General features: G+C 68.8%; 18 protein-coding genes and 1 pseudogene. 9 read left to right on the top strand and 10 right to left on the bottom strand.

Annotated features, from left to right (window positions below):
• Positions 1–13: 13 nt before the first annotated feature.
• From ACFMRZ_RS34880 to ACFMRZ_RS34870, 3 genes are all read right to left on the bottom strand, one after another.
• A complete protein-coding gene (locus ACFMRZ_RS34880; RefSeq protein ID WP_400182430.1) occupies positions 14–1,093 on the bottom strand; it encodes a hypothetical protein in 1,080 nt (359 codons plus the stop codon).
• Between the two features lie 198 nt (positions 1,094–1,291).
• A complete protein-coding gene (locus ACFMRZ_RS34875; RefSeq protein WP_400182429.1) occupies positions 1,292–2,329 on the bottom strand; it encodes a LacI family DNA-binding transcriptional regulator in 1,038 nt (345 codons plus the stop codon).
• Between the two features lie 347 nt (positions 2,330–2,676).
• The gene (locus ACFMRZ_RS34870) at positions 2,677–2,904 is read right to left on the bottom strand and encodes a hypothetical protein (RefSeq protein ID WP_400182428.1); all 228 of its coding nucleotides are present in this window, start codon (positions 2,902–2,904) and stop codon (positions 2,677–2,679) included.
• Positions 2,905–2,992: 88 nt separating this feature from the next.
• Here ACFMRZ_RS34870 and ACFMRZ_RS34865 point away from each other — a divergent pair, with 88 nt between their 5' ends.
• Together ACFMRZ_RS34865 and ilvA are read left to right on the top strand one after the other, a co-directional pair.
• Positions 2,993–3,427 carry a nitroreductase family deazaflavin-dependent oxidoreductase gene (locus tag ACFMRZ_RS34865; RefSeq protein ID WP_280274938.1) on the top strand — a complete coding sequence of 145 codons (435 nt, stop codon included), beginning with the start codon at positions 2,993–2,995 and terminating at the stop codon, positions 3,425–3,427.
• Between the two features lie 160 nt (positions 3,428–3,587).
• Positions 3,588–4,943, top strand: a complete 1,356-nt coding sequence (gene ilvA / locus ACFMRZ_RS34860) for a threonine ammonia-lyase IlvA (protein WP_400182427.1) — start codon at positions 3,588–3,590, stop codon at positions 4,941–4,943.
• An 80-nt stretch (positions 4,944–5,023) separates the two neighbouring features.
• On the opposite strand, the gene ACFMRZ_RS34855 is transcribed toward ilvA, so the two are convergent.
• Both ACFMRZ_RS34855 and ACFMRZ_RS34850 read right to left on the bottom strand, forming a co-directional pair.
• Entirely contained in the window at positions 5,024–5,242 is a 219-nt protein-coding gene (locus ACFMRZ_RS34855) for a hypothetical protein (RefSeq protein ID WP_280274940.1), read from the bottom strand.
• Between the two features lie 135 nt (positions 5,243–5,377).
• Positions 5,378–6,631 carry a serine hydrolase domain-containing protein gene (locus ACFMRZ_RS34850; RefSeq protein WP_400182426.1) on the bottom strand — a complete coding sequence of 418 codons (1,254 nt, stop codon included), beginning with the start codon at positions 6,629–6,631 and terminating at the stop codon, positions 5,378–5,380.
• A gap of 166 nt (positions 6,632–6,797) precedes the next feature.
• Here ACFMRZ_RS34850 and ACFMRZ_RS34845 point away from each other — a divergent pair, with 166 nt between their 5' ends.
• The gene (locus ACFMRZ_RS34845) at positions 6,798–8,186 is read left to right on the top strand and encodes an alpha/beta hydrolase family protein (RefSeq protein ID WP_400182425.1); all 1,389 of its coding nucleotides are present in this window, start codon (positions 6,798–6,800) and stop codon (positions 8,184–8,186) included.
• Between the two features lie 9 nt (positions 8,187–8,195).
• Here ACFMRZ_RS34845 and treZ read toward each other — a convergent pair whose 3' ends face one another.
• Together treZ and ACFMRZ_RS34835 are read right to left on the bottom strand one after the other, a co-directional pair.
• Positions 8,196–9,917: a malto-oligosyltrehalose trehalohydrolase gene (gene treZ, locus ACFMRZ_RS34840; RefSeq protein ID WP_400182424.1), complete on the bottom strand. Its 1,722-nt coding sequence runs from the start codon at positions 9,915–9,917 to the stop codon at positions 8,196–8,198.
• Positions 9,918–10,089: 172 nt separating this feature from the next.
• A complete protein-coding gene (locus tag ACFMRZ_RS34835) occupies positions 10,090–11,052 on the bottom strand; it encodes a GlxA family transcriptional regulator (protein ID WP_400182423.1) in 963 nt (320 codons plus the stop codon).
• Between the two features lie 71 nt (positions 11,053–11,123).
• On the opposite strand from ACFMRZ_RS34835, the gene ACFMRZ_RS34830 reads away from it, so the two are divergent.
• From ACFMRZ_RS34830 to ACFMRZ_RS34820, 3 genes and pseudogenes are all read left to right on the top strand, one after another.
• Entirely contained in the window at positions 11,124–11,759 is a 636-nt protein-coding gene (locus ACFMRZ_RS34830) for an HD domain-containing protein (protein WP_400182422.1), read from the top strand.
• A 151-nt stretch (positions 11,760–11,910) separates the two neighbouring features.
• Positions 11,911–12,492 (top strand): annotated as a pseudogene (locus ACFMRZ_RS34825) (carboxylesterase family protein); the annotation flags it as partial.
• A 252-nt stretch (positions 12,493–12,744) separates the two neighbouring features.
• Entirely contained in the window at positions 12,745–13,362 is a 618-nt protein-coding gene (locus ACFMRZ_RS34820; RefSeq protein WP_400183045.1) for a class I SAM-dependent methyltransferase, read from the top strand.
• Positions 13,363–13,374: 12 nt separating this feature from the next.
• Here the strand turns inward: ACFMRZ_RS34820 and ACFMRZ_RS34815 are convergent, their stop codons facing one another.
• Positions 13,375–14,049, bottom strand: coding sequence for a response regulator (locus ACFMRZ_RS34815; RefSeq protein ID WP_400182421.1), 675 nt, complete (start codon positions 14,047–14,049; stop codon positions 13,375–13,377).
• The gene (locus tag ACFMRZ_RS34810) at positions 14,031–15,737 is read right to left on the bottom strand and encodes an ATP-binding protein (protein WP_400183044.1); all 1,707 of its coding nucleotides are present in this window, start codon (positions 15,735–15,737) and stop codon (positions 14,031–14,033) included. The genes ACFMRZ_RS34815 and ACFMRZ_RS34810 overlap by 19 nt, the downstream gene beginning before the upstream one ends.
• Before the next feature lie 217 nt (positions 15,738–15,954).
• Between ACFMRZ_RS34810 and ACFMRZ_RS34805 the strand changes: the two genes are divergently transcribed.
• From ACFMRZ_RS34805 to ACFMRZ_RS34795, 3 genes are read left to right on the top strand one after another with little or no spacing between them, the layout of a single operon-like run.
• Positions 15,955–16,803 carry an ABC transporter ATP-binding protein gene (locus ACFMRZ_RS34805; protein ID WP_280274948.1) on the top strand — a complete coding sequence of 283 codons (849 nt, stop codon included), beginning with the start codon at positions 15,955–15,957 and terminating at the stop codon, positions 16,801–16,803.
• Positions 16,793–17,680 carry an ABC transporter permease gene (locus tag ACFMRZ_RS34800; protein ID WP_400182420.1) on the top strand — a complete coding sequence of 296 codons (888 nt, stop codon included), beginning with the start codon at positions 16,793–16,795 and terminating at the stop codon, positions 17,678–17,680. Before ACFMRZ_RS34805 ends, ACFMRZ_RS34800 begins: the two co-directional genes overlap by 11 nt.
• Positions 17,681–17,683: 3 nt before the next feature.
• Positions 17,684–18,733, top strand: a complete 1,050-nt coding sequence (locus ACFMRZ_RS34795; protein ID WP_280274950.1) for an ABC transporter substrate-binding protein — start codon at positions 17,684–17,686, stop codon at positions 18,731–18,733.
• Positions 18,734–18,785: 52 nt separating this feature from the next.
• Here the strand turns inward: ACFMRZ_RS34795 and ACFMRZ_RS34790 are convergent, their stop codons facing one another.
• Positions 18,786–20,018 (bottom strand): helix-turn-helix domain-containing protein, encoded by a 1,233-nt coding sequence (locus ACFMRZ_RS34790; protein ID WP_400182419.1) that lies wholly within the window; start codon positions 20,016–20,018, stop codon positions 18,786–18,788.
• Positions 20,019–20,167 lie beyond the last annotated feature (149 nt).

The raw sequence follows: 20,167 nt of genomic DNA, 5'->3' as shown, positions 1-20,167 counted from the left end.
CGCGGCATCCTTCCTAGGCATCGACATTTCGGACCTCATCCGATGGGCGACTGCGTTTCGACCAAGGGGTTCTGAAAGTTTCGGCCGATTGTCGACGCACCGGCGTGACCGTCGGGTCGTCCTCCACCACGGGTGGACGATCCGCTGTTTCGGGAGGCACGACCTGCGCGGGTTTCTTCCGGGCCTTCTCGTCCTTCTTGCGTTCGCGGCGTTGCTGTCTCGGATTCTGCGCCGGAGACTGCGGCTGCTGGCCGCCACCGGGACCACCCGGTGGGCGGGCGCTCGACTGTGGCTGAGCCGTCTGCTGTTCGGGCCGGTAGCCGCCGCTCGGACCCTGAGCCGGAACTGCCGCCGCCGGGCCGGACGACTCGTCGGGCCCATACATCGGCGGCTCCTGCGGGCTCGTGGGCGCGACACTCACTCGCGGCGACTCGAAGGACTGTTCCTGCGGCGAGGCACCGGCAGCCGATTCGTCGGGCGACGCCGCGCTCTTCGAACCCGGCGAACCCGACGAACCGGTGGGCGATCCCGACGAACTCGGTGTGCCGGAGGACTGTTGCGCCGCAGCGTGGTTCGAGGACGTCGGCTGCGAGCCGGGCTCGGCCCGGGAACTGCCCGGCGCGTCCGGACCGGACGGTGAACCGGCAGCGACCGGAGACGACCCCGTCGCCGTCGGCGTTGCGGTGGGCACAGGAGTGGGCACGGCAGTCGGCTGTACACCGGCGTCCACGGCGGGTGGCGAACCCGTCGGGGCGAAGGTGGCCGGCGTAACTGCGGAGGTACCGGTCTTCCCCACGTCCGCAGCTGTGTCCAAGTCCAGATTGTCGAACTTGTTCGCCGAGTGATTCACGACGTCACTGGTGTACCGCAGCATGGCGACGAGCGTCTCGAGGTTCTCGACCGTCTTATCGGCGTCCGGACTGTAGGTCTGGGCGAATGCCGCTCCCGGTTCATCGGCGCCCCAGCACCGGCCCTCGCCGGTCAGTACCGACCGCAGATTTCGCAGAGCAGCCGCCAACTCGTTGCCCGCGGTCCGGTAAATCGATGACTGCCCGGAGAATTGGTTGGCATCGAACGAAAACGACGGACTCATGCCGGTCGCTTCGACTCGCTCGAGCGACAATTGGCCCGAGCATGACTCCCCACTGTCCTCATCTGCTCATCCGGTTCACTCGATGTGCTCGTTTTGTCCCAGTCTCTGCTATTCCCAGGATAGGGAATAGCACGAAGGCGGACGGATGGAGAGGTTCACAGCCGGGTCGATGCCCACTCGGATCTCCCGAACGGCCGCCTATCCCGGCGCCGCCGTACTCCCGCGAACGACCAGTGACGGTATTACCGGCGACGGCACCGGGACCGCGCCCTCGGACTCCACCAGGCGTAGCAGCAGGCCGATACTGCGCCTGCCCACCTCGTCGAAGTCCTGGCGCACCGTGGTCAGCGGCGGCGATAGATAGGCGGCCTCGGGGATGTCGTCGAACCCGATCACCGAGACGTCGTCCGGGACGCGAATCCCCCGTTCGGCGAAGGCGCGCAACAGGCCCAAGGCCATCTGGTCGTTGGACGCGAAGACCGCGGTGACGCCGGGTTGCGCGGCCAGCATCAGGCCTGCCTCGTATCCGGAGCGCGCGCTCCAGTCGCCACCGATGGGCGGGGGGACGGTGGCGCCCGCCGCGGCGAGGGTGTGCCGCCAGCCCTCGATGCGGTCGCGGGCTTCGAGCGAATCGCTCGGTCCCGACACGTGCCAGACGGTCTCGTGCCCGAGATCGAGCAGGTGCCGCACGGCCAACCGGGTGCCCTCGAACTGATCGACGGCCGCCGACGGCAGGGGCGCGTCCTGACCGGCCTCGACGGCGACCGCCACCGGGCGCGCGGGCAGGTTGTGCAGGGCGGCCGCGGCGGCTATCTGGGGGGCGATGATGATCACGCCGTCGACGCCCTGATCGGCGAGTGTGTCCACGGCCGCCAGCACGCCGGCGCGGTCGACCCGTTCCAAGGTGACGATGCTGACGCCGTAACCCGCTGCGCGCGCGGCTCTTTCGATGCCGAGCAGCGTGCAGGCCGGGCCGTACAGAACGGTGTCGAAGGTGACCACGCCGAGCACCTTGGATCGCCGGCTCACCAGTCCGCGCGCCATCGCGTTGGGGCGGTAGCCGAGTTCGGCGACCGCGGCCAGCACTCGCTCCCGGGTCTCCGGGCGCACCTGCGGACTGTCGTTGAGCACGCGCGACACCGTCTGGTGCGAGACGCCCGCCAGCTTGGCGACATCGGTCATCACGGCCGGCCTGTCCCCTGCGCCCCGAGTGGTGCGGGTCTTGCTGTCGCTCACGGCATCACCTCGCCGATACTCGCCGCCGCGTTCGGCATCGGCGCTCGGCTCGCAAGCTCACTCACATTCCCGCTTTCCGGGCCACTGTGCGGACGCGGCCCCGATCGTTCCGAATTCAGGTTAGCGCTCGCGCGGCCGCTCTCGGCGGCCCCCTCATCGGCCGCCGAAAGCGATTGCCCGTCAACGGCTGTCGGTGGTATCGCGGTCCCCGACAATTATTGCCGCACCGTGTTAACGCTAACACGCAGGCATGACGATCGGCGACGGTTTCCGTGAACCAGAGCATGCGCAGACGATCGGATTCCCGGATGCCGACTTCATCGGAACACCCGGCCTTCAGCGGGAAGCTAGGGCCGCGTGGTGCGCACCGCGCCGACGACCCAGCGAACCGTCGCGACCGCGGCACCGGCCAGCACCGCGATCTGCACGGAACCGGTGACCAGGGCGAGCACGGATAGGATCAGCAGACCGAACGCGAGGGCCTCGAGTTTATAGAGCGGCCAGGGCGTACCCGCGATATCGATCGTCCGCCGCGAGGTGACCGCGGAGCGCGAGATAGGGTCGACCACTGCCATGTCGACAGGTTACACGGATCGGGAAGTTCGGGCCACCGAACATTTCCACCCAGGAATATCCGAAAGATAGCCGGGCATTCTCCAGGGCATGCCACTCACCGGAGAGTACGAACCGAGCACCTCGGGCTGGGCCCGCGAACAGGCCGAGCGGTACGAGGCCACGAACGGCGCCGAGGCCGACACCATCAAGGGCTTGCCGATCATCCTGCTGACCACCCGCGGCGCGAAGACCGGCAAACTGCGCAAGACGCCGCTGATGCGCGTCGAGCACGACGGCGAGTACGCGGTGGTCGCGTCGCTGGGCGGGGCGCCCAAGCACCCGGTCTGGTACCACAACATCAAGGCCGACCCGCATGTCGAACTGCGCGACGGCGCGGTGGTGAAGGACTACACGGCACGCGAGGTCGTCGGCGACGAGAAGGCCGTGTGGTGGGAGCGCGCCGTGCGGGCCTACCCCGATTACGCCGACTACCAGAAGAAGACCGACCGCGAGATCCCCGTTTTCGTGCTGACCCCGCGCTGATCGACTCGTCGACCGAGGCGTAACCCGGCCTGGGCGGACACAATCCGGCGGTATGCGGCAATATTTGCCGCGTCGGGCGCGATCGTGACCGGTCAGGCCGGGACCACACCCCGGAGAACCGTGGGCATCCCCAACCGAAACGACGGGCTAGCATGTTCGGGTGTCCAACCCGCTTGATGTCGCTGAGAAAGTAACCGGCCCGCTGCCCGAACTGAGCGCGGACGAGATCGATGCCGCCACCAAGCGAATTTCCGACATCATCGAGCCGACGCCGCTGCAGCGCATCGAGCGGCTGTCGGCGGCCTCCGGCGCGGAGGTCTACGTCAAGCGCGAGGACCTCACCGCGGTCCGCTCCTATAAGCTGCGCGGCGCCTACAACCTCATCGTGCAGCTGTCCGACACCGAGCGCGCGGCCGGCGTGGTCGCGGCCAGCGCCGGTAACCACGCCCAGGGTGTCGCCTATGCCTGCAAGGCGATGGGTATCCAGGGTCGCATCTATGTACCCACCACGACGCCGAAGCAGAAGCGCGATCGGATCCGCGCGCACGGTGGCCCGCTGGTGCAGTTGATCGCCGTCGGCGACACCTACGACGCCGCGGCCGCCGCGGCCGCCGACGATGTGGCGAGCACCGGCGCGACGATGGTGGCGCCGTTCGACGACCCGCGCACCGCCGCCGGTCAGGGCACCATCGCCGCCGAACTGCTCGAACAGCTCGGCGGCACACCGGATCTGGTGATCGTGCCGGTCGGGGGCGGCGGCTGCCTGGCCGGGATCGGGACGTACCTGCGCGAAAGGTCCCCCGCCACAGCGATTCTCGGCGCGGAGCCGGCGGGTGCGGCCTCGATGACGGCGGCCCTGGTGGCCGGTGGCCCGGTGACGCTGCCGGAGATCGACCCGTTCGTGGACGGCGCGGCGGTGCGCCGCATCGGGCAGTTGCCCTACGACGCGGTGTCGAAGTTCGGCGGGCGGGTCCGCTCGCACGGCTCGCTGCCGCTGCTGACCGCGACCGAATCTCCCAGTGGCGCGGGCTCTTTCCGCCTCATGCAGGTGGACGAGGGCGCCATCTGCACCGCCATGCTGGAGCTGTACCAGAACGAGGGCATCATCGCCGAACCCGCGGGTGCGCTCGCGGTCGCCGCGCTCGCCGAGATCGACGTGCCGCCCGGGTCGACGGTGGTGTGCCTGGTATCGGGCGGCAACAACGACGTGTCCCGCTACGGCGAGGTCATCGAGCGTTCGCTGGTGCATCAGGGGCTGAAACACTATTTCCTGGTGGACTTTCCGCAGGAGCCCGGCGCGCTGCGCCGCTTCCTCGACGAGGTGCTCGGTCCCGACGACGACATCACCCTGTTCGAATACGTCAAGCGCAACAATCGCGAGACCGGCGCCGCGCTGGTGGGTATCGAACTCGGCTCCCCCGAGGGACTGGAGCCGCTGCAGAAGCGCATGCACGACGCGCCCATCCAGTGCGAGCGGCTGGATCCCGGCTCCCCCGCGTACCGCTACCTCACCTGAACCGGTTCCGTTACGGCGCAACCACTCTCACCGCGGCCGAGGATCCACTCCTCGGACCGCGGTGGGCGCGCGCCGTCCGGTCAGTCGTAGTACGGCAGGAAGCACGCCGGGTCGTTGCTGGACCCGAACTGGCAGTGCCAGTTGGCGGCGGTCGATCCCGTGCCGATGTCACGCAGCTGGTCGGCGATCTGCTCGAGAAGGCCGGGCTGCGGAGTGTCGGCATGGGCAGTGACGGTGGCCGTGCATAAAGCTGCGGCGATGATCGAGCCGGCGGTGACGGCGCGAATCGTGGTACGCACGAAATATCTCTCGATCCATGGCGGCTGCGCCGAGGCGGCGCAGCGAGCGGACAATCAGTTCCCCGGCACTGTATAGCCACCACGCCGGGCGGGCCTCCGCTTCACCGGCACACGACCACAACCCGCACCCTCGCGCTACGCCGCCTGCCTGCGGCCGCTGCGTGCCGCGCGCCGCCCGGCGACCTCGGCGCCGCGCACGGCGAGCGGCAGCACCCAGCCCGAAGCCACCTGGTCCCAGGCGAACTTGTCCAGTGTCATGCGGTTGTGGACGTAGCCGACCGACAGGCCGAGGCGAGGTTCCGCCCAGCCGAACGAGCCGCCCAGTCCGATATGGCCGAACCCCGTGCGGGCGCCCGGGACAGGCAGCGAGTGATAACCCAGGTGCCACAGCAACGGCAGATAGAACAGGGCACGGTCGAGCCGGTAGCGCTCGACCCGTCGCAGCGCCCCGATCGTCTCCGACGAGAGGTATCGCCGACCACCCGCCATGCCGTCGCAGGCCAGCGCGCCGTACATGGTGGCCAGTGCGTCGGCGGTGCAGACGCCGTTGCCGGCGGCCAGTTCCGTGCCGAGGATCGACGGATCGTCGCCCTCGAGCAGCGCCTCGACCCCGGGCAGGAACAGCGATCGGGCCACCGCGCCGAGGGCGCCCGGGATCCGGTAGGCGCGGCCGAGTACCAGCGCGCCCAGTGGCGTACCGACCACGGCCAGCCGCGAACCGGCGATCGACGCGACGGTGGTCGGCGCGCCGGCGGGCGGTCGGCCGAGATGAATGCCGTCGACGCCGAGAGGTCCGGCCACCTCGGTGCGGAACAGTTCGGTCATGGTCCGGCCGGTGATCGCGCGGGCCAGCCCCGCCAGCAGCCAGCCGAACGTCAACGCGTGATAGGCCGGAGTGCCCAGCAGCGCATCGGGTTCGGCGGCAGCCAGGCGCTGCTGCATCAGCTCGTGATCGAGTACGTCGTCCAAGCCCGCGGCGATGGTCGGCAGGCCGGACAGGCCCGCGCTGTGCGTGAGCACCTGGCGCACCGTGATCCGGTCCTTGCCGGCGGCGCCGAATTCCGGCCAGTACTCCGCGACGGGGGCCGCGTAGTCGAGCAGTCCGCGGTCGGCGAGCCGGTGGATGACCGTGGCCGCGACGCCCTTGGTCGCGGAGAACACGATGGCGCCGGTGTCGTGCGTCCAGGCGGTGGTGGGCGTGGCGTTGCCGGTCCAGATGTCGACCAGTGGCTCCCCGTGCCGGTGCACCGCCAGGGCCCCGCCCGCGCCCGGCCGGTCACCGACGAATCGCGCGAAGGCCCGTACCAGGGGTTCGAAGCCGGGGACGGCGTGACCGGCCACCCCGGCGGGAAGATCCGCGGGATCGGAAGGGAAAGCGACACTGCTCACATATTCCACGGTACGGGTGCGCCGCGGCCGCGGCAATGATGTTGTCCGAGTGGTGATTTCCCTTCACCGCGCCGATATCTCGCTGGTGAGGCCGCCGCGGCCCGGCAATCCTGCGGTTTTCCCGAAGCTACTCCGGTCGTGGGGCCCGCAATGGCTATCGTGGGTTATGCGATCGTTGCGATCATTGGCATTGCTGCTGCTCGTCGTCGCGATGGCCGGGGCCTGCTCGACCGCCGGGGCCCCGACGCCCGTGCCGAGCGCGGCGGATCGGTCGCTGGCGGGTGACTGGCACGCGACGCTGCCCGTCCCGGAGCATCCGGTCCCGCTGGGAGTGACCTTCGGCGACGACGGCGACACCGTCTCGGTCCCGGTGCAAGGCATCTACGCGCGGCGTTTGGAGCAGGTGTCGCGGATTCCGGACGATGTCCGCTTCACCATTCCGCGTTTGCCGGGCACACCCATGTTCCAGGGACGATACGACCGCGCCGCCGACACGATCACCGGCACGTTCACCCAGTCCGGCGAGACGCTGCCGCTGACCTTCGTGCGGGGGACGGTGCCCGAGGTGCCCCGGCCGCAGGAGCCGCGGCCGCCGTTCCCGTACCGGTCCGAGGATGTCCACTACACCAGCGGCGCCGTGACCATCGCCGGCACCCTCACCCTGCCCGCGACGCCCGGCCCGTATCCGGCCGTCGTGCTGATCAGCGGCAGCGGGCCGCAGGACCGCAACGAGGAGTTGCTGGGCCACAAGCCGTTCCTGCTGCTCGCCGACACTCTCACCCGCGCGGGATACGCCGTGCTGCGCACCGACGACCGCGGGGTGGGCGGCACCGGCGGCGCTCTCGACCGAACCAGTTACAACGATCTGGCCGACGATGTCGTGGCCGGGCTGGACCACCTGCGCGGCCGGGCCGATATCGACAAGAGCCGGATCGGGCTGCTCGGGCACAGCGAGGGCGGATACCTCGCGCCGCTGGTGGCGGCCCGGCCGGGCGCGGACGTGGCGTTCGTGGTCATGATGGCCGGTCCGGCCGCGGGCGGCGCGGAGGTGCTGATGGAGCAGAACCGGATCAAGCTGGCCGCCGAGAACGCCTCGGCGGAGGAGATCAGCGATCAGATCGAATTCGTCAGCACTCTCACCACGCTGTCGCGCACCGGCGACACCGAGCAGGTGCGCCGCTACCTCACCGACCGCAACGCGCAGCGGCCGCCGGACCAGCGGCTGTCACCGGCTCAGATCGACGAGTTCACCAGCGTGTACTTCACTTCGTTCGTCTCCTACGATCCGGCGCCCGCGCTGGCCGCGCTGCGCATACCGGTGCTGGCGTTCTACGGCGGCAAGGACTGGCAGGTGCCACCGGCGCAGAGCGAACCATTGGCGCGGCGCTACCTGGCCGCCGCGCCCGATGCCGACATTCACGTCTTCGACGGGCTCAATCACCTGATGCAACCGGCCGAGACCGGTAACCCCGCCGAGTATCCGGCCATCGAAACCACCATCGCTCCGGAGGTACTGGACTACGTCGGAAATTGGCTGACGCAGCGGGTGCGGTAGGCCCCGTCGTCAGGTCTCCAGCACGGCGAAGGAGTGACCGGGAACGGTTGTGACATCGGCGGTTTGGCGGATCGGCGCCCAACTCAGCAGCGGTGTGCCGGTGAACGGGATGGGAACCGGGTCGGGTGAGAGGTTGCACAGGAGGTGAATCCTGTTGCGGTGCAGCGCGATCCAGCGTGATTGCTCATCGACATCGATGGACAGGTGCGGTAGCCACGGGTCGGTGATCTCGGCGCGGGTCCGGCGCAGGGTGAGCAGGTCGCGGTAGCAGGCCAGCAAGCGGGCATGCGCGGGCTGTGCGGGCTCGGTCCAGTCGAGTTTCGAGGCCGTGAAGGTGGCGGGGTCCTGGGGGTCGGGGATGTCGGTGGCGGGCCAGCCGTGGTCGGCGAATTCGGACCGTCGTCCCTCGGCCACGGCGGCGGCGAGTTCGGGTTCGGGGTGCGAGGTGAAGTACCGGAACGGCGTCCGGGCGCCCCATTCCTCGCCCATGAACAGCATCGGCGTGTACGGCGACAGCAGGACGAGCGCGGCCTTGACCGCCAGTTGACCCTCGGTGAGGTAGGCGCCGGGACGGTCGCCCAGGGCGCGATTGCCGATCTGGTCGTGGTTGCAGGTGTAGGCGAGCAGGGCACTGGCGGGCGTCGTATCGGTCCGCAACGGGCGTCCGTGGGTGCGACCGCGGAAGCTGGAATATGTTGCGGCGTAGAAGAATCCGTGCCGCAGAGTGTCCGCCAGGCAGCGCAGCGAGCCGAAATCGCGGTAGTAGCCCTGTCGTTCGCCGGAGACCGCGGTGTGGACGGCGTGATGCAGATCGTCGTTCCACTGACCGTGCAGGCCGTATCCCCCAGCGGCGCGCGGGGTGATCAGGCGCGGATCGTTCAGGTCACTCTCGGCGATCAGGGTGAGCGGACGCCCCAGACGCGCTGAGAGACTGTCGGTTTCGATGGACAGCTGCTCCAGCAGTGGAACCGCGCGATGGTCGGCGAGGGCGTGTACGGCATCCAGTCGCAGTGCGTCGATGTGGAATTCGCGGAACCAGCGCAGGGCATTGTCGATGATGAAGCGGCGCACCTCATCCGAGCCCGGACCGTCCAGATTGACGCGCTGCCCCCAGGTGTTGCGATCCTCGGTGAGATACGGGCCGTAGCGGGGAAGGTAGTTGCCCGAGGGGCCCAGATGGTTGTAGACGACATCGAGAGCGACCGCCAAACCCTTTGCGTGGCAGGCGTTCACGAAACGCTGCAACCCGTCCGGGCCGCCGTACGCCTCGTGCACGGCGTACCAGAGCACCCCGTCGTAACCCCAGTTCCAGATTCCGTTGAACGCATTGACCGGCATCAGCTCGACCGTGGTGACACCCAGCTCCACCAGATGGTCCAGCCGGTCCACCGCCGCATCGAACGTGCCCTCCGCCGTGAACGTGCCCACATGCATCTCGTAGAACACCGCCCCCGCCAACTGCCGCCCCGTCCACGCGCCATCGGTCCACCCGGCCGGATCCAACCGATGCACCGCGGACCGCCCGTGCACGCCCTCCGGCTGCCGGGTGGACCGCGGGTCCGGCAGCACCTCCGTCCCCTCACCCAGCACAAACCCGTACCGCGCCCCCACTCCGGCCTCCACCTCGGCCTGCCACCACCCACCCCCACCAGGCCCCATCGCATACATCACCCCCTCCACCTCGACCCGCACCCGATCCACCCCCGGCGCCCACACCTCGAACCTGGTCACAGCCCCAGCATCGCACGAGAGTCCGCGAAACCCAGCCCGCGAGAGTCGGCCTCCGAAGCACAAGCCCCACCGGCCAAGATCGCGAGAGTTCAGTACGCGACGATTGCCCATTCCAGCGTGTCCCGAAAGGTCGGAATGTCCTGGAAGAGACGGTGCTGTGGTCGTCTCGATGTCACGGATTCACTCGCGACGCTGGATTGAAGGTGCTGCGATATTTCGCGGGGCTGATTCCGACGTGGCGGTGGAATACCGCGCGGATGTTGGCGGGACTGCCCAGACCTACTCGATATCCGATCCGGTCGACGGGAAGTAGCGTCGTTTCGAGCAGTTCGCGCGCGAGATCGATACGTGCGGCGGTGAGCCAAGTATGTGCTGAGGTGCCGGTTTCGTCGCGGAAGCGGCGGATGAAGGTCCGGCGCGAGCATCCGGCTCGGTGCGCGAGTTCATCGAGCGTGTGACGGTGGTGCAGGTTGGCCAGCATCCACTCCCGGATGTCGGCCAGCGTCCCCGCGGTCGCCTCGGGCCGAAACTGCTTGGTGTACTGGGCCTGGCCGCCCTCGCGGACGGGCGGTGCGACGAGGTCGCGGGCCCGCTCGTTCGCCGTCGCCGCACCGAAATCCTTGCGCACCACGTGCAGACACAGGTCGATACCGCTGGTGACCCCGGCGGATGTCAGCACGTCACCGTCGTCGACGAACAGCCGATCCGGCCGTACGTCGATGTCCGGGTATCTGCTTTTCAACAACGATGCCGCGCGCCAATGCGTCGTCGCCGGCCTGCCGGCCAACAGGCCGGCGGCAGCCAACGTGAAGGCACCGGTGCAGATCGACAGCAGCCGCGCACCGTGGTCATGTGCTCGGCGGACCGCGGAGACGACCGATTCGGGTGGTGCCTGTTCGAACGAGCCGTGTCCCGGAACGACAACGAGGTCGGCCCCCGCGGCGGCCTCGAGACCATTGATCGTCCGACAGGCCAACCCTGCCACGGCCGTCGTCACCTGCGGGGCCGCCGAACACACGAGCACGTCATAGTTCGGATCGGAACCGAACACATCGACCGGAATAGCGAGATCGAGAACGACGACATCCGGCACCGCGATCACCGCGACCTGCCGCCGGTCCCCTCCACGCCGCATGGCCCGATCCTAGCGGCACACGGCACTCGGGCTACTCCCATCACACGCGCATCGTCAATACCGTTGCCGCCATGAGCTTTTCCCTCGAACTCCCGGCCACCCCGATTGCCGAGGCGGCGCTGGCAGCCGTGCGCACGTCGGTGGCGGAACCGATCATCAACCACAGCATCCGGAGTTTCCTGTTCGCCGAACTGCTGGTCCGGCACGACGACCTCGCCGCGGAACCGGGCTATGATCGCGACCTCGTCTTCGCCGCGACCGTGATGCACGACCTCGGAACGGGAACCGGCGCACCAGGGCAAGCACGGTTCGAAGTGGAGGGCGCCGACCTCGCAGCACAGGTACTCACCGATATCGGCCTCCCCGCCGCGGCCGTCGACCGGGTCTGGGAAGCCGTCGCGTTCCACACCTCGCCCGGAATAGCCGAACGCCGGGGCCTGCTGGCATACCTCACCGCCGAAGGCAGCAAGATGGACATCGGCTTCAACGCGCACGTCACCGCGGCCCAGCAGGCAGCGATTCACGCCGCGTACCCACGGAACCACATGGTGCAGACACTCGTCGATGCCGTTGTCCGGCACGCGAACCTCTCCGACACCGCCGCGCCCCTGTACTCGATGGCCGATCTGTTCAGATCCGAACGCGAAACCACGGGGCGTACCCAATTGGAAGCCCTTGCCGCGGGCCGATCGCCGTGGGGCGAGTAACGGGATCCCCGGGACGTTCTTCTCTCCCGAGCTGGCAGCCGACCTCACCGCGGCATTCGCCGCCGAACTCGGGGTGGCGCCCACGACGGCCGGGCTGTCGACGGTGCCGCCGGACCTGCTGACCGCCGCCGGCGACGCGGTCTTCGCCAAGATGGACCAGTGGCGGGAGCGCTGGGGGCAGATCACCCACCGGCCGATCCCGTATGCGCCGGTGGTCGACGGCGACGTGCTGCCCACGACCCCCTGGCAGGCGCTGGCCGAGGGCAGGGCCCGGGACATCGAGTTGCTCGTCGGGCACACACGCGACGAGCACCGGTTGTTCAGCTTGATCGACGGCGTGCTCGGCCAGGTCACGCCCGAGCAGACCGAGGCCGCGCTCCACGTTCTCGCCCCCGGGCCGGACGGTGCGCGCCGGTACCGGGAGGCGTTCCCGGCCGCGACCGACGAGGAGCTGTACGAGCTGGTCAACGCGGACTGGCTGTTCCGCATGCCGAGCGTCCGGCTCGCCGACGCGCAGCTCGCCGGCGGCGGTCGAGCCCATCTCTACGAGCTGACCTGGACTGCCCCCGGCATGGACGGCGCGCTCGGCGCCTGCCACGGGCTGGACGTGCCGCTCGTCTTCGGCAATCTGGGCAGCGGGCGGACCGCGATGCTGATCGGCGACCCGCCCTCGCCGGAGGCGGCCGAGCTGTCGGCGCGCATCCGCAGGTCGTGGACCGCTTTTGCCGCGCACGGCGACCCGGGCTGGCCCGCGTACGACACCGACCACCGCCTCGCCCAGCTCTTCGACACACCATCGACGGTCGCCGCCTACCCGGAGGAACCGCGAGGCTACTGTGGCGCGATTTCACCTTCCCACCGCTACCGCTGCTCGCACCGGGAACCTAGTCACGGGTCGAGATCCATGATGGAAGATCGCGGCTTCCGCCGGATCGGCTGCCGCATTCGGGTGGTGCGGGGCGGCAGGTGTTGCCAGAGTGGTGCGGTGGGAATTTACAGCGAGCGGGTGTTGCCGCGGATCATCGATAAGGCCTGTGGGCTTCCGGCCAATGAGCGGATGCGGCGGCGGGTGTGTGCCGGGCTGAGCGGGCGGGTGGTGGAGATCGGGTTCGGGTCCGGGCACAACGTTCCGTATTACCCCGCCGTGGTGCAGGGGGTGACCGCCGTGGAACCGGCCGACGCGGGGTGGCGGCTCGCGGCGGAGCGGGTGGCGGAGTCTACGGTTCCGGTGCGGCGCTCGGGACTGGATGGGCAGGAACTTCCCTTCTCGGACAACAGCTTCGAGACGGCGTTGTCGACGTGGACGCTGTGCACCATTCCCGACCTCGAGGCCGCGCTGAGCGAGCTGCGGCGAGTCTTGGTGCCCGGTGGCACGCTGCATTTCGTCGAGCACGGGCTGGCGCCGGACGCCAAGGTGCAGGCCTGGCAGTATCGCCTCAACCCGGTGCAGAAGGCGCTGTTCGGCGGTTGCCACCTGAACCGCGACATCGAGTCGGCTATCGAGAGTGCGGGTTTCGAGATTCGGGAGCTGGACCGGTTCTACGAGGAGTCGGCTCCGAAATTCCTCGGCGCGCAATACCTCGGCGTCGCCGTCTCCGCCTGACGGCCCCGCCGGTCACCTGTTGCGGGGCGCGGCGGAGTATTCCTGTTCGGGCCGTCCCGTGCTGCCGTAGCGCAACTGCATGCGGAGCGCGCCGGTGGCGACCAGGTTCGCCAGGTAGCGCTGCGCGGTGGCGCGGGAGACACCGGTGGCCGCGGAGACCTCGGCGGCCGACAACGCCGCATCGGATTCCCGGATCGCTTGCAGCACAAGTTCTTTGGTCGGCGATGCCGTCGCGGTCTGCGGTCCGGCCGGTCCGGCGGGACGCAGCGCCTCGACGGCGGCGTCGATGTCGCGGGCGGTGACCACCGGGGCGGAGAGCAGGCGCCGATAGCGCGCGTATCCGGCCAGCCGCGTCGCGAGCGCGGCATGGTCGAACGGTTTGACCAGGTAGCCCAGCGCGCCCGCGGTGAGAGCCGACCGCACCGTGTCGGCCTCCGTCGCGGCGGTGAGCACCATCGCGTCGAAGTCGATCTCGCGCACCAGTCCCAGGCCCGAACCGTCGGGCAGATACACATCGACCAGCGCGAGGTCGAACGACGCTCCGGCGATCGCGGCGCGGGCGGCGGCGAGAGTGGTGGCCGTCGCGCCGACCGCGAAACCCGGTAGCGCCGAGACGATTCCGGCATGCAGGTCGGCCACCCGGAAGTCGTCATCGACGACCAAGACGCTCAGATCGGTTGTGCCCATACGGTTTCTCCCTCTACCAGCACCCCGGGCAACCGGGCAATGAACTCCGCGCCACCCAGCGGCGTCCCGTTCCCGCCCGGGCTCGACAACACCACGTCCCCGCCCAAAGCCCGCGCCAGCTGCCGCGACAGCGCCAAGCCCACCCCGCGCCCGCCAGGCACGCCATTGTCCGGACGAGTGGAAACCCCTTCCGCGAAAACCGATTCCACCAACTCGGGTGCCACCCCCGCCCCGCTGTCGGTCACCGCAATGTGCAGCGTCGTTCCCTCCCCCACCAGCTCCACCTCCACCTGCGCGCGCAGTACATTACCGGTTGCCTCAACCGGAGACGCATCCTTCGAGGCAGGGTTGCCGGTGCGCGCCGCTTCGATGGCATTGTCGAGCAGGTTCCCGAGGACCGTCGTCACATCCACGGGGACAACGAGATTGGCGTCTACCCAGGTGTTGGGGCCGAGCCTGAGATCGACTCCGCTCTCGCGGGCGTGGGCGGCCTTGGCGGCCAGGAAGGCTTGCAGGTACGGGTCGTGCACGACGTCCATGCCGGGGAGTGCCGCGCCCAGCGGGCCGGAGCCGAGCAGTTCATCGATGTACTGGGCGGCCTCCTCGGGACGGCCGCCGTGCAGAAGGCCGCTGAGCAGATGCAGGCGGTTGGCGAATTCGTGACGCTGAGCCCGCAGCACGGTGCTCATGGACCGCACGGCATCCAATTGCCTGGTCAGCGACTCGATGTCGGTGCGGTCGCGCACGCTCAGCACCGCGCCCAGCTCCCGCCCGTCGCGGCTGACGGTACGCGCCGTGACGACCACCAGCCGATCACCGACCGCCGCCGGAACCGGCCGTCCGTCGGCCGCGCGGAACACCCGCAGCACCCGTGGCGTCAGACCGATCTCGTCCACCGCCCGTCCACTCGCACCATCGATGCCGAGCAGCCGCCTCGCCTCGTCATTCACCACGGTCACTCGCCAGCGCGTGTCCACGGCGACCACCCCTTCGCCGATCCCGTGCAGCACCGCGGCCTGCTCGCGCACCAGCTCCGCGAGTTCCGGGGGTTCCAACCCGAGCGTCAACCCATGCCAGCGCCGCGCCAGCAGCATCGACCCGATCACGCCCGCGACCAGCGCGGCCGCCGCGAGCAGCCCGGCCCGCCCGAGATCGACCCACAGCTGCTGCCGCACGGCGGCCGTGGAGATCCCCACACTGACCTCACCGACGACACTCTCCCCGTCGGGCCGCAACACCGGAACCTTCGCCCGCACCGATTCCCCGAGCGTGCCCCGCTCCTGAATCACCACCTCGGCCCCGGCCAGCGCCGCCGACGGATCCGTGCTGACCATCTCCCCCAGCCGCGCCGGATCCGGATGGGCCAGCCGAATCCCGGCATCATCGGTGATCACGACGTACAACGCCCCGGTCCGCCGCCGGGTCTCCTCCGCGATCCGCTCGAGCTGCCCGGCGGCGAGTTCGTCGCGCAGCGCACGCGGATCGGTGACGGTAGCCGAGGTGTAGCGAGATGCCTCGGACCGCACCTCGGGATCGATCGCCACGGTGCGCGCAACGGCCAACGCCCGCTGCCCGTACTCGTTGGACAGTCGCTGCTGGCCCACATACGCGAACACGCCGAACGCGATACCCAGCGTCAGCGCGACCAGCACAACCTGCAGCAACACGATCTGCGTCCGCAACCGCATCCCGCGGCCGAACACGCTCATCACCGCAGTTGTACACCCATGAGCGAAATGATCACAACCCTCTGCCCAGCTATCCTCCCGCCGCTGCGCAGAATGAGCACAACGCCCGAATCGCAGCTTGCGCCAGTAGTGCGCACAACCTCACCCCGTGTGACCAGTCCCACTTATGGTCGACCAGCGGCCCCACATCACACGGCGCCGCCCGAAGGAGAACGTCATGCCCAACCTCATGGAGCGCCCCACGGCCGCCCCGTGTATCGAGTTCCGCGCCGCGACCAAACGCTTCCCCGGCTCCGACGGCGGCATCCACACGGCGGTGAAAAACCTCCACTTCACCGTCGCCCCAGGTGAATTCGTCGCCGTGGTCGGCCCCACCGGCTGTGGCAAGTCCACGACCTTGTCCCTGGTGTCCGGCCTGGAGAAGACCTCCGCCGGACGAACCCTGGTGCGCGGCAAGGACGTCCACGGCATCCCGGACGGCATCGGCTACATGTTCCAGCAGGATGCCGTACTGCCGTGGCGAACCGTCCTCGACAACGTCGCCCTGGGCCCGCGCCTCCAAGGCGCGACGAAACGCGAAGCGCGCCACCGCGCCGCGGAGTGGGTGCGCAAAGTGGGCCTGGCGGGCTTCGAGAAGTACTACCCGCACCAGCTTTCCGGCGGCATGCGCAAGCGCGTGGCCCTGGCCCAGACCCTGGTGAACGAGCCGGAGATCCTGCTGATGGACGAGCCGTTCAGCGCCTTGGACGTGCAGACCCGCCAGCTGATGCAGGACGAGTTGCTGCGCGTGTGGTCGGGCACGGGGACCAATCGCGGGCACAGCGCCGCGGTCGTCTTCGTCACCCACGACCTGGAGGAGGCGATCGCGCTCGCCGACCGCGTGGTCGTGATGACCGCGAGCCCCGCCACCGTGTGCGGCGATTTCACCGTCACCCTGGATCGCCCGCGCGACGTCGAGGAGGTCCGCCTCACCGACGAGTTCCGCCGGTTGTACACCGAGATCTGGGGCACGCTGCGTGACCAGGTCGAGGCCGCCCGCGCGAAGGGAGCGAGCCGTGTCGCCTGACACTCTCACCGAAACCGCGTCCGCCGCACCGGAAGTCGAGGCGGAGACCGAGGAGCAGATCCTCGCCCGCGCCCGTGGCCAGGCCCGTCGCACCCGCATCCGGACCTGGGGTCTGCGGGTCGCGCTGATCGCGCTGTGGCTGGGTTCCTGGGAGCTGACGGCGACGGTCTGGATCGACCCGTTCTTCTATTCGAAACCGTCGCTGATCTGGCAACGTATCGTCGAATGGTTCACCGAGGGAACCCAATTCGGCTCCATCTGGCTGCAGATCTTCACCACCGTCGAGGAGGCCGTACTGGGCTTCGTCATCGGCGCCGTGGCGGGTGTGGTGCTGGGTGTGCTGCTCGGTCGCAGCCGCTATTGGGCCGAGGTGCTGGCGCCGTTCATCAAGGCGCTCAACGCCGTTCCCCGCATCGTGCTGGCGTCGCTGTTCATCATCTGGTTCGGCCTGGGCTTGGAGTCCAAGGTGGCCACGGTCGTGGTGCTGACCTTCTTCGCGGTGTTCTTCAACGCCTTCACCGGCGCCCGCGAGGTGGACGGCAACGTGATCAACAATGCCCGGATCCTGGGTGCGAGCCGCTGGCAGGTGCTGTCGCAGATCGTGTTGCCCAGTGCCACCACCTGGATCCTGTCCAGCCTGCACACCGCGTTCGGTTTCGCGTTGATCGGCGCGGTGGTCGGCGAATACGCCGGCGCCGGTAAGGGTCTGGGACTGCTGATCTCCAACGCGCAGGGCACGTTCGACGCGGCGGGCATCTACGCGGGCATGATCATCATCACGGTGGTGGCGTTGCTCGCCGAATGGGCCATCGGCATGGCCGAGGGGCGACTGCTGAAATGGCGTCCGTCGCAGTCACAGTCGGCACATGAGGTGTGAGTGATGAGGTATCGCAAGCATATTGCCGTCGTACTGCTGGCGGTCTGCACCCTGCTGCTCGCGACGGGCTGCCGGGACTCCCGCCGGATCCCGATGGCAGACGGCCGCCCGCAGATCACCATCATGGTCGGCGGCCTGGAGAAGGTGATCTACCTGCCCGCCATGCTCACCGAACGGCTGGGCAACTTCGCCCGCAACGACATCGACGTGAAACTGATGGGCGAGCAGTCCGGGGCCAGTGCGGAGACGGCGTTGCTGACCGGCGATGTGCAGGCGGTGGTGGGCTTCTACGATCACACCGTCGATCTGCAGGCCAAGGAGCAGTGCCTGCGCACCGTCGTCCAGTTCTCCGACGTGCCGGGTGAGGTGCAGTTGGTCGCGAAATCGCAGGCGGCGGAGATCCGTTCACCGGCGGACTTCCGCGGCAAGAAGCTGGGCGTGACGTCGCTGGGCTCGTCCACCGACTTCCTCACCCAGGCGCTGGCCGGTCAGGCGGGCATGACCACCTCCGATTACGACCGGGTGAAAGTCGGTGCGGGACAGACGTTCATCGCCGGAATGAACCACGGCGGCATCGACGCCGGAATGACCACCGACCCGACGGTGGCGCAGATGGTGAAATCCGGTGACGCACAGGTCCTGCTGGACATGCGTACCGAGGCGGGCACCCGGGCCGCGCTGGGCGGGCTGTATCCCGCGTCGTCGCTGTACATGAAATGCGACACGGTGCAGGCACATCCGGACATCGTGCAGAAACTGGCCACCGCGTTCGTCCAGACGTTGCAGTGGATCGAGACGCACACACCGGAGGAAATCGCGGCGAAGATGCCGTCCCAGTACGCCGCCGGCGGCAAGGACCTGTACATCCAGTCGATCCGCGACTCGATCGGCATGTTCAACGGCGACGGCCTGATGAAACCCGAAGGAGCACAGAACGTCCTGAACATCCTCGGCCGGTACTCGCGCAATGTCGCCCCCAAGCGCGACAGCATCGTGCTCGAGGACACCTACACCAACGAGTTCGTGGACAAGGCGCTACAGGGCAGGCAATAGCAGCCCGCGCGGAATGCCCGGCCGCATGAGGGGCGGCCGGGCACCCGCACTCTCAATCGGCCCTCGGTGGTATTTCGGGAGCGAGCCCCAGCCGCCACGCCAGTCCACGCAGGTTCCGCCCGCCCGCGTCGCGGCGCGCGGTGCGCAGTTGATCGGCGACGGCTTCGCGGACGAAGAAGTCACTGCGGACTCGTTGGGGGGCAAGCTCTTCGGCTTTCAGGAGTAGAGCAAGGCCTTTGTCTCGATACTTCGGCTCGGCGAGGAGTGTGCGGCCCGCTTCGGCGTAGTAGTTGGCTTGGCGTACCGGGCTGGGTATGGCTTGGACGGGCACGTCGGTGGCCTGTTCCACAGCTCGTACGCCGTCACCCAGTTCCAGCCCGAGCGACGAGCGCCAGATACTGACGTTTACGCGCCCGAACCAGAATCCGCCGAATGTGCCCACCTCGTCGTCCATCCGTCTCGCCGCGGACTCCGCCTCATCGAGATGTGTTGCGGCAGTGGTGCGGTCGGCTCGCACCGCAGCGGCGAGCGCGGCGTTCAGATGAAGCATTCCGTAGCACTGCAACACCTCCGGGTCGTCGAGATGCGGCCCGAGCCGATCGGCGGCGGCCACCGACCGTTGATACTGCTGCGGCCGCGACACCTCACCGGCGACGCTCCCCCGCAGCCACACCGAAAACCCCAGCCATGCCGGAGATTCCAGAGCCTCGGCACACTGGTGTGCCGTCTTGGCCGCCAAGAGCGGCAGGCCACGGCCACCGAGGCGTTTCGTGGCCCATGCCATCGCGTCGTAGCAGGTGATCAGCGCGACGAGCGACTGCTCGCGAAGGGCGGGATGACGCACGTACGCCGCGTGTAATTCACTCAGCAATCCGGGCGTCAACCGGCCCTGAGCCGCATAATCGGCCGTCTGCCGATAGATCTTCAACTGCCGGAGGTCGGCGGCGATCTCGGGCCACGGCCGCACCGGCACGCCGGTGTCCTCACCGAGTTCGCAGGTATCCAAGGCGTTCTCGAACTCGACCAGCGCCGCGTGCGTCTCGGAAACAACACCGTCGCCCGTCTCCCACGGGCGGCCGGTGAACTCCGACGGCGCCACCCGGAGCGCACGCGCCACCGCCTCGAGAGTTCCCCGATTGGTCAGCGCTTGCTCCCCGCGCTCCAGCCGACCGAGGTACCCGTACGAAATACCCGCGAGCCCGGCGGCGGCCTCCAAACTCAGCCCACGCCAGGCGCGGATCTCACGCAATCGGCGGCCCATATCGTTCGGCGGGATCTCGCTCATCGGCCTCTCCTCCGCATCCGGAGCGTATAGGCCCAGCGTAGCGCCGGGCGGTAGCGGACATCGGTGATCAGGGTGGGCGCTCGCCCTGCTGCCGCCTGTCCTTTGAGGACAAGCGAGCTGTGATCCGGCTCATAACGTGCTGTCTTCCA

Origin of the sequence: Nocardia sp. N2S4-5 (assembly GCF_044628355.1) — a bacterium.
GTDB classification, from domain to species: domain Bacteria; phylum Actinomycetota; class Actinomycetes; order Mycobacteriales; family Mycobacteriaceae; genus Nocardia; species Nocardia wallacei_B.
This window is presented reverse-complemented; position numbering and strand designations above follow the sequence as displayed.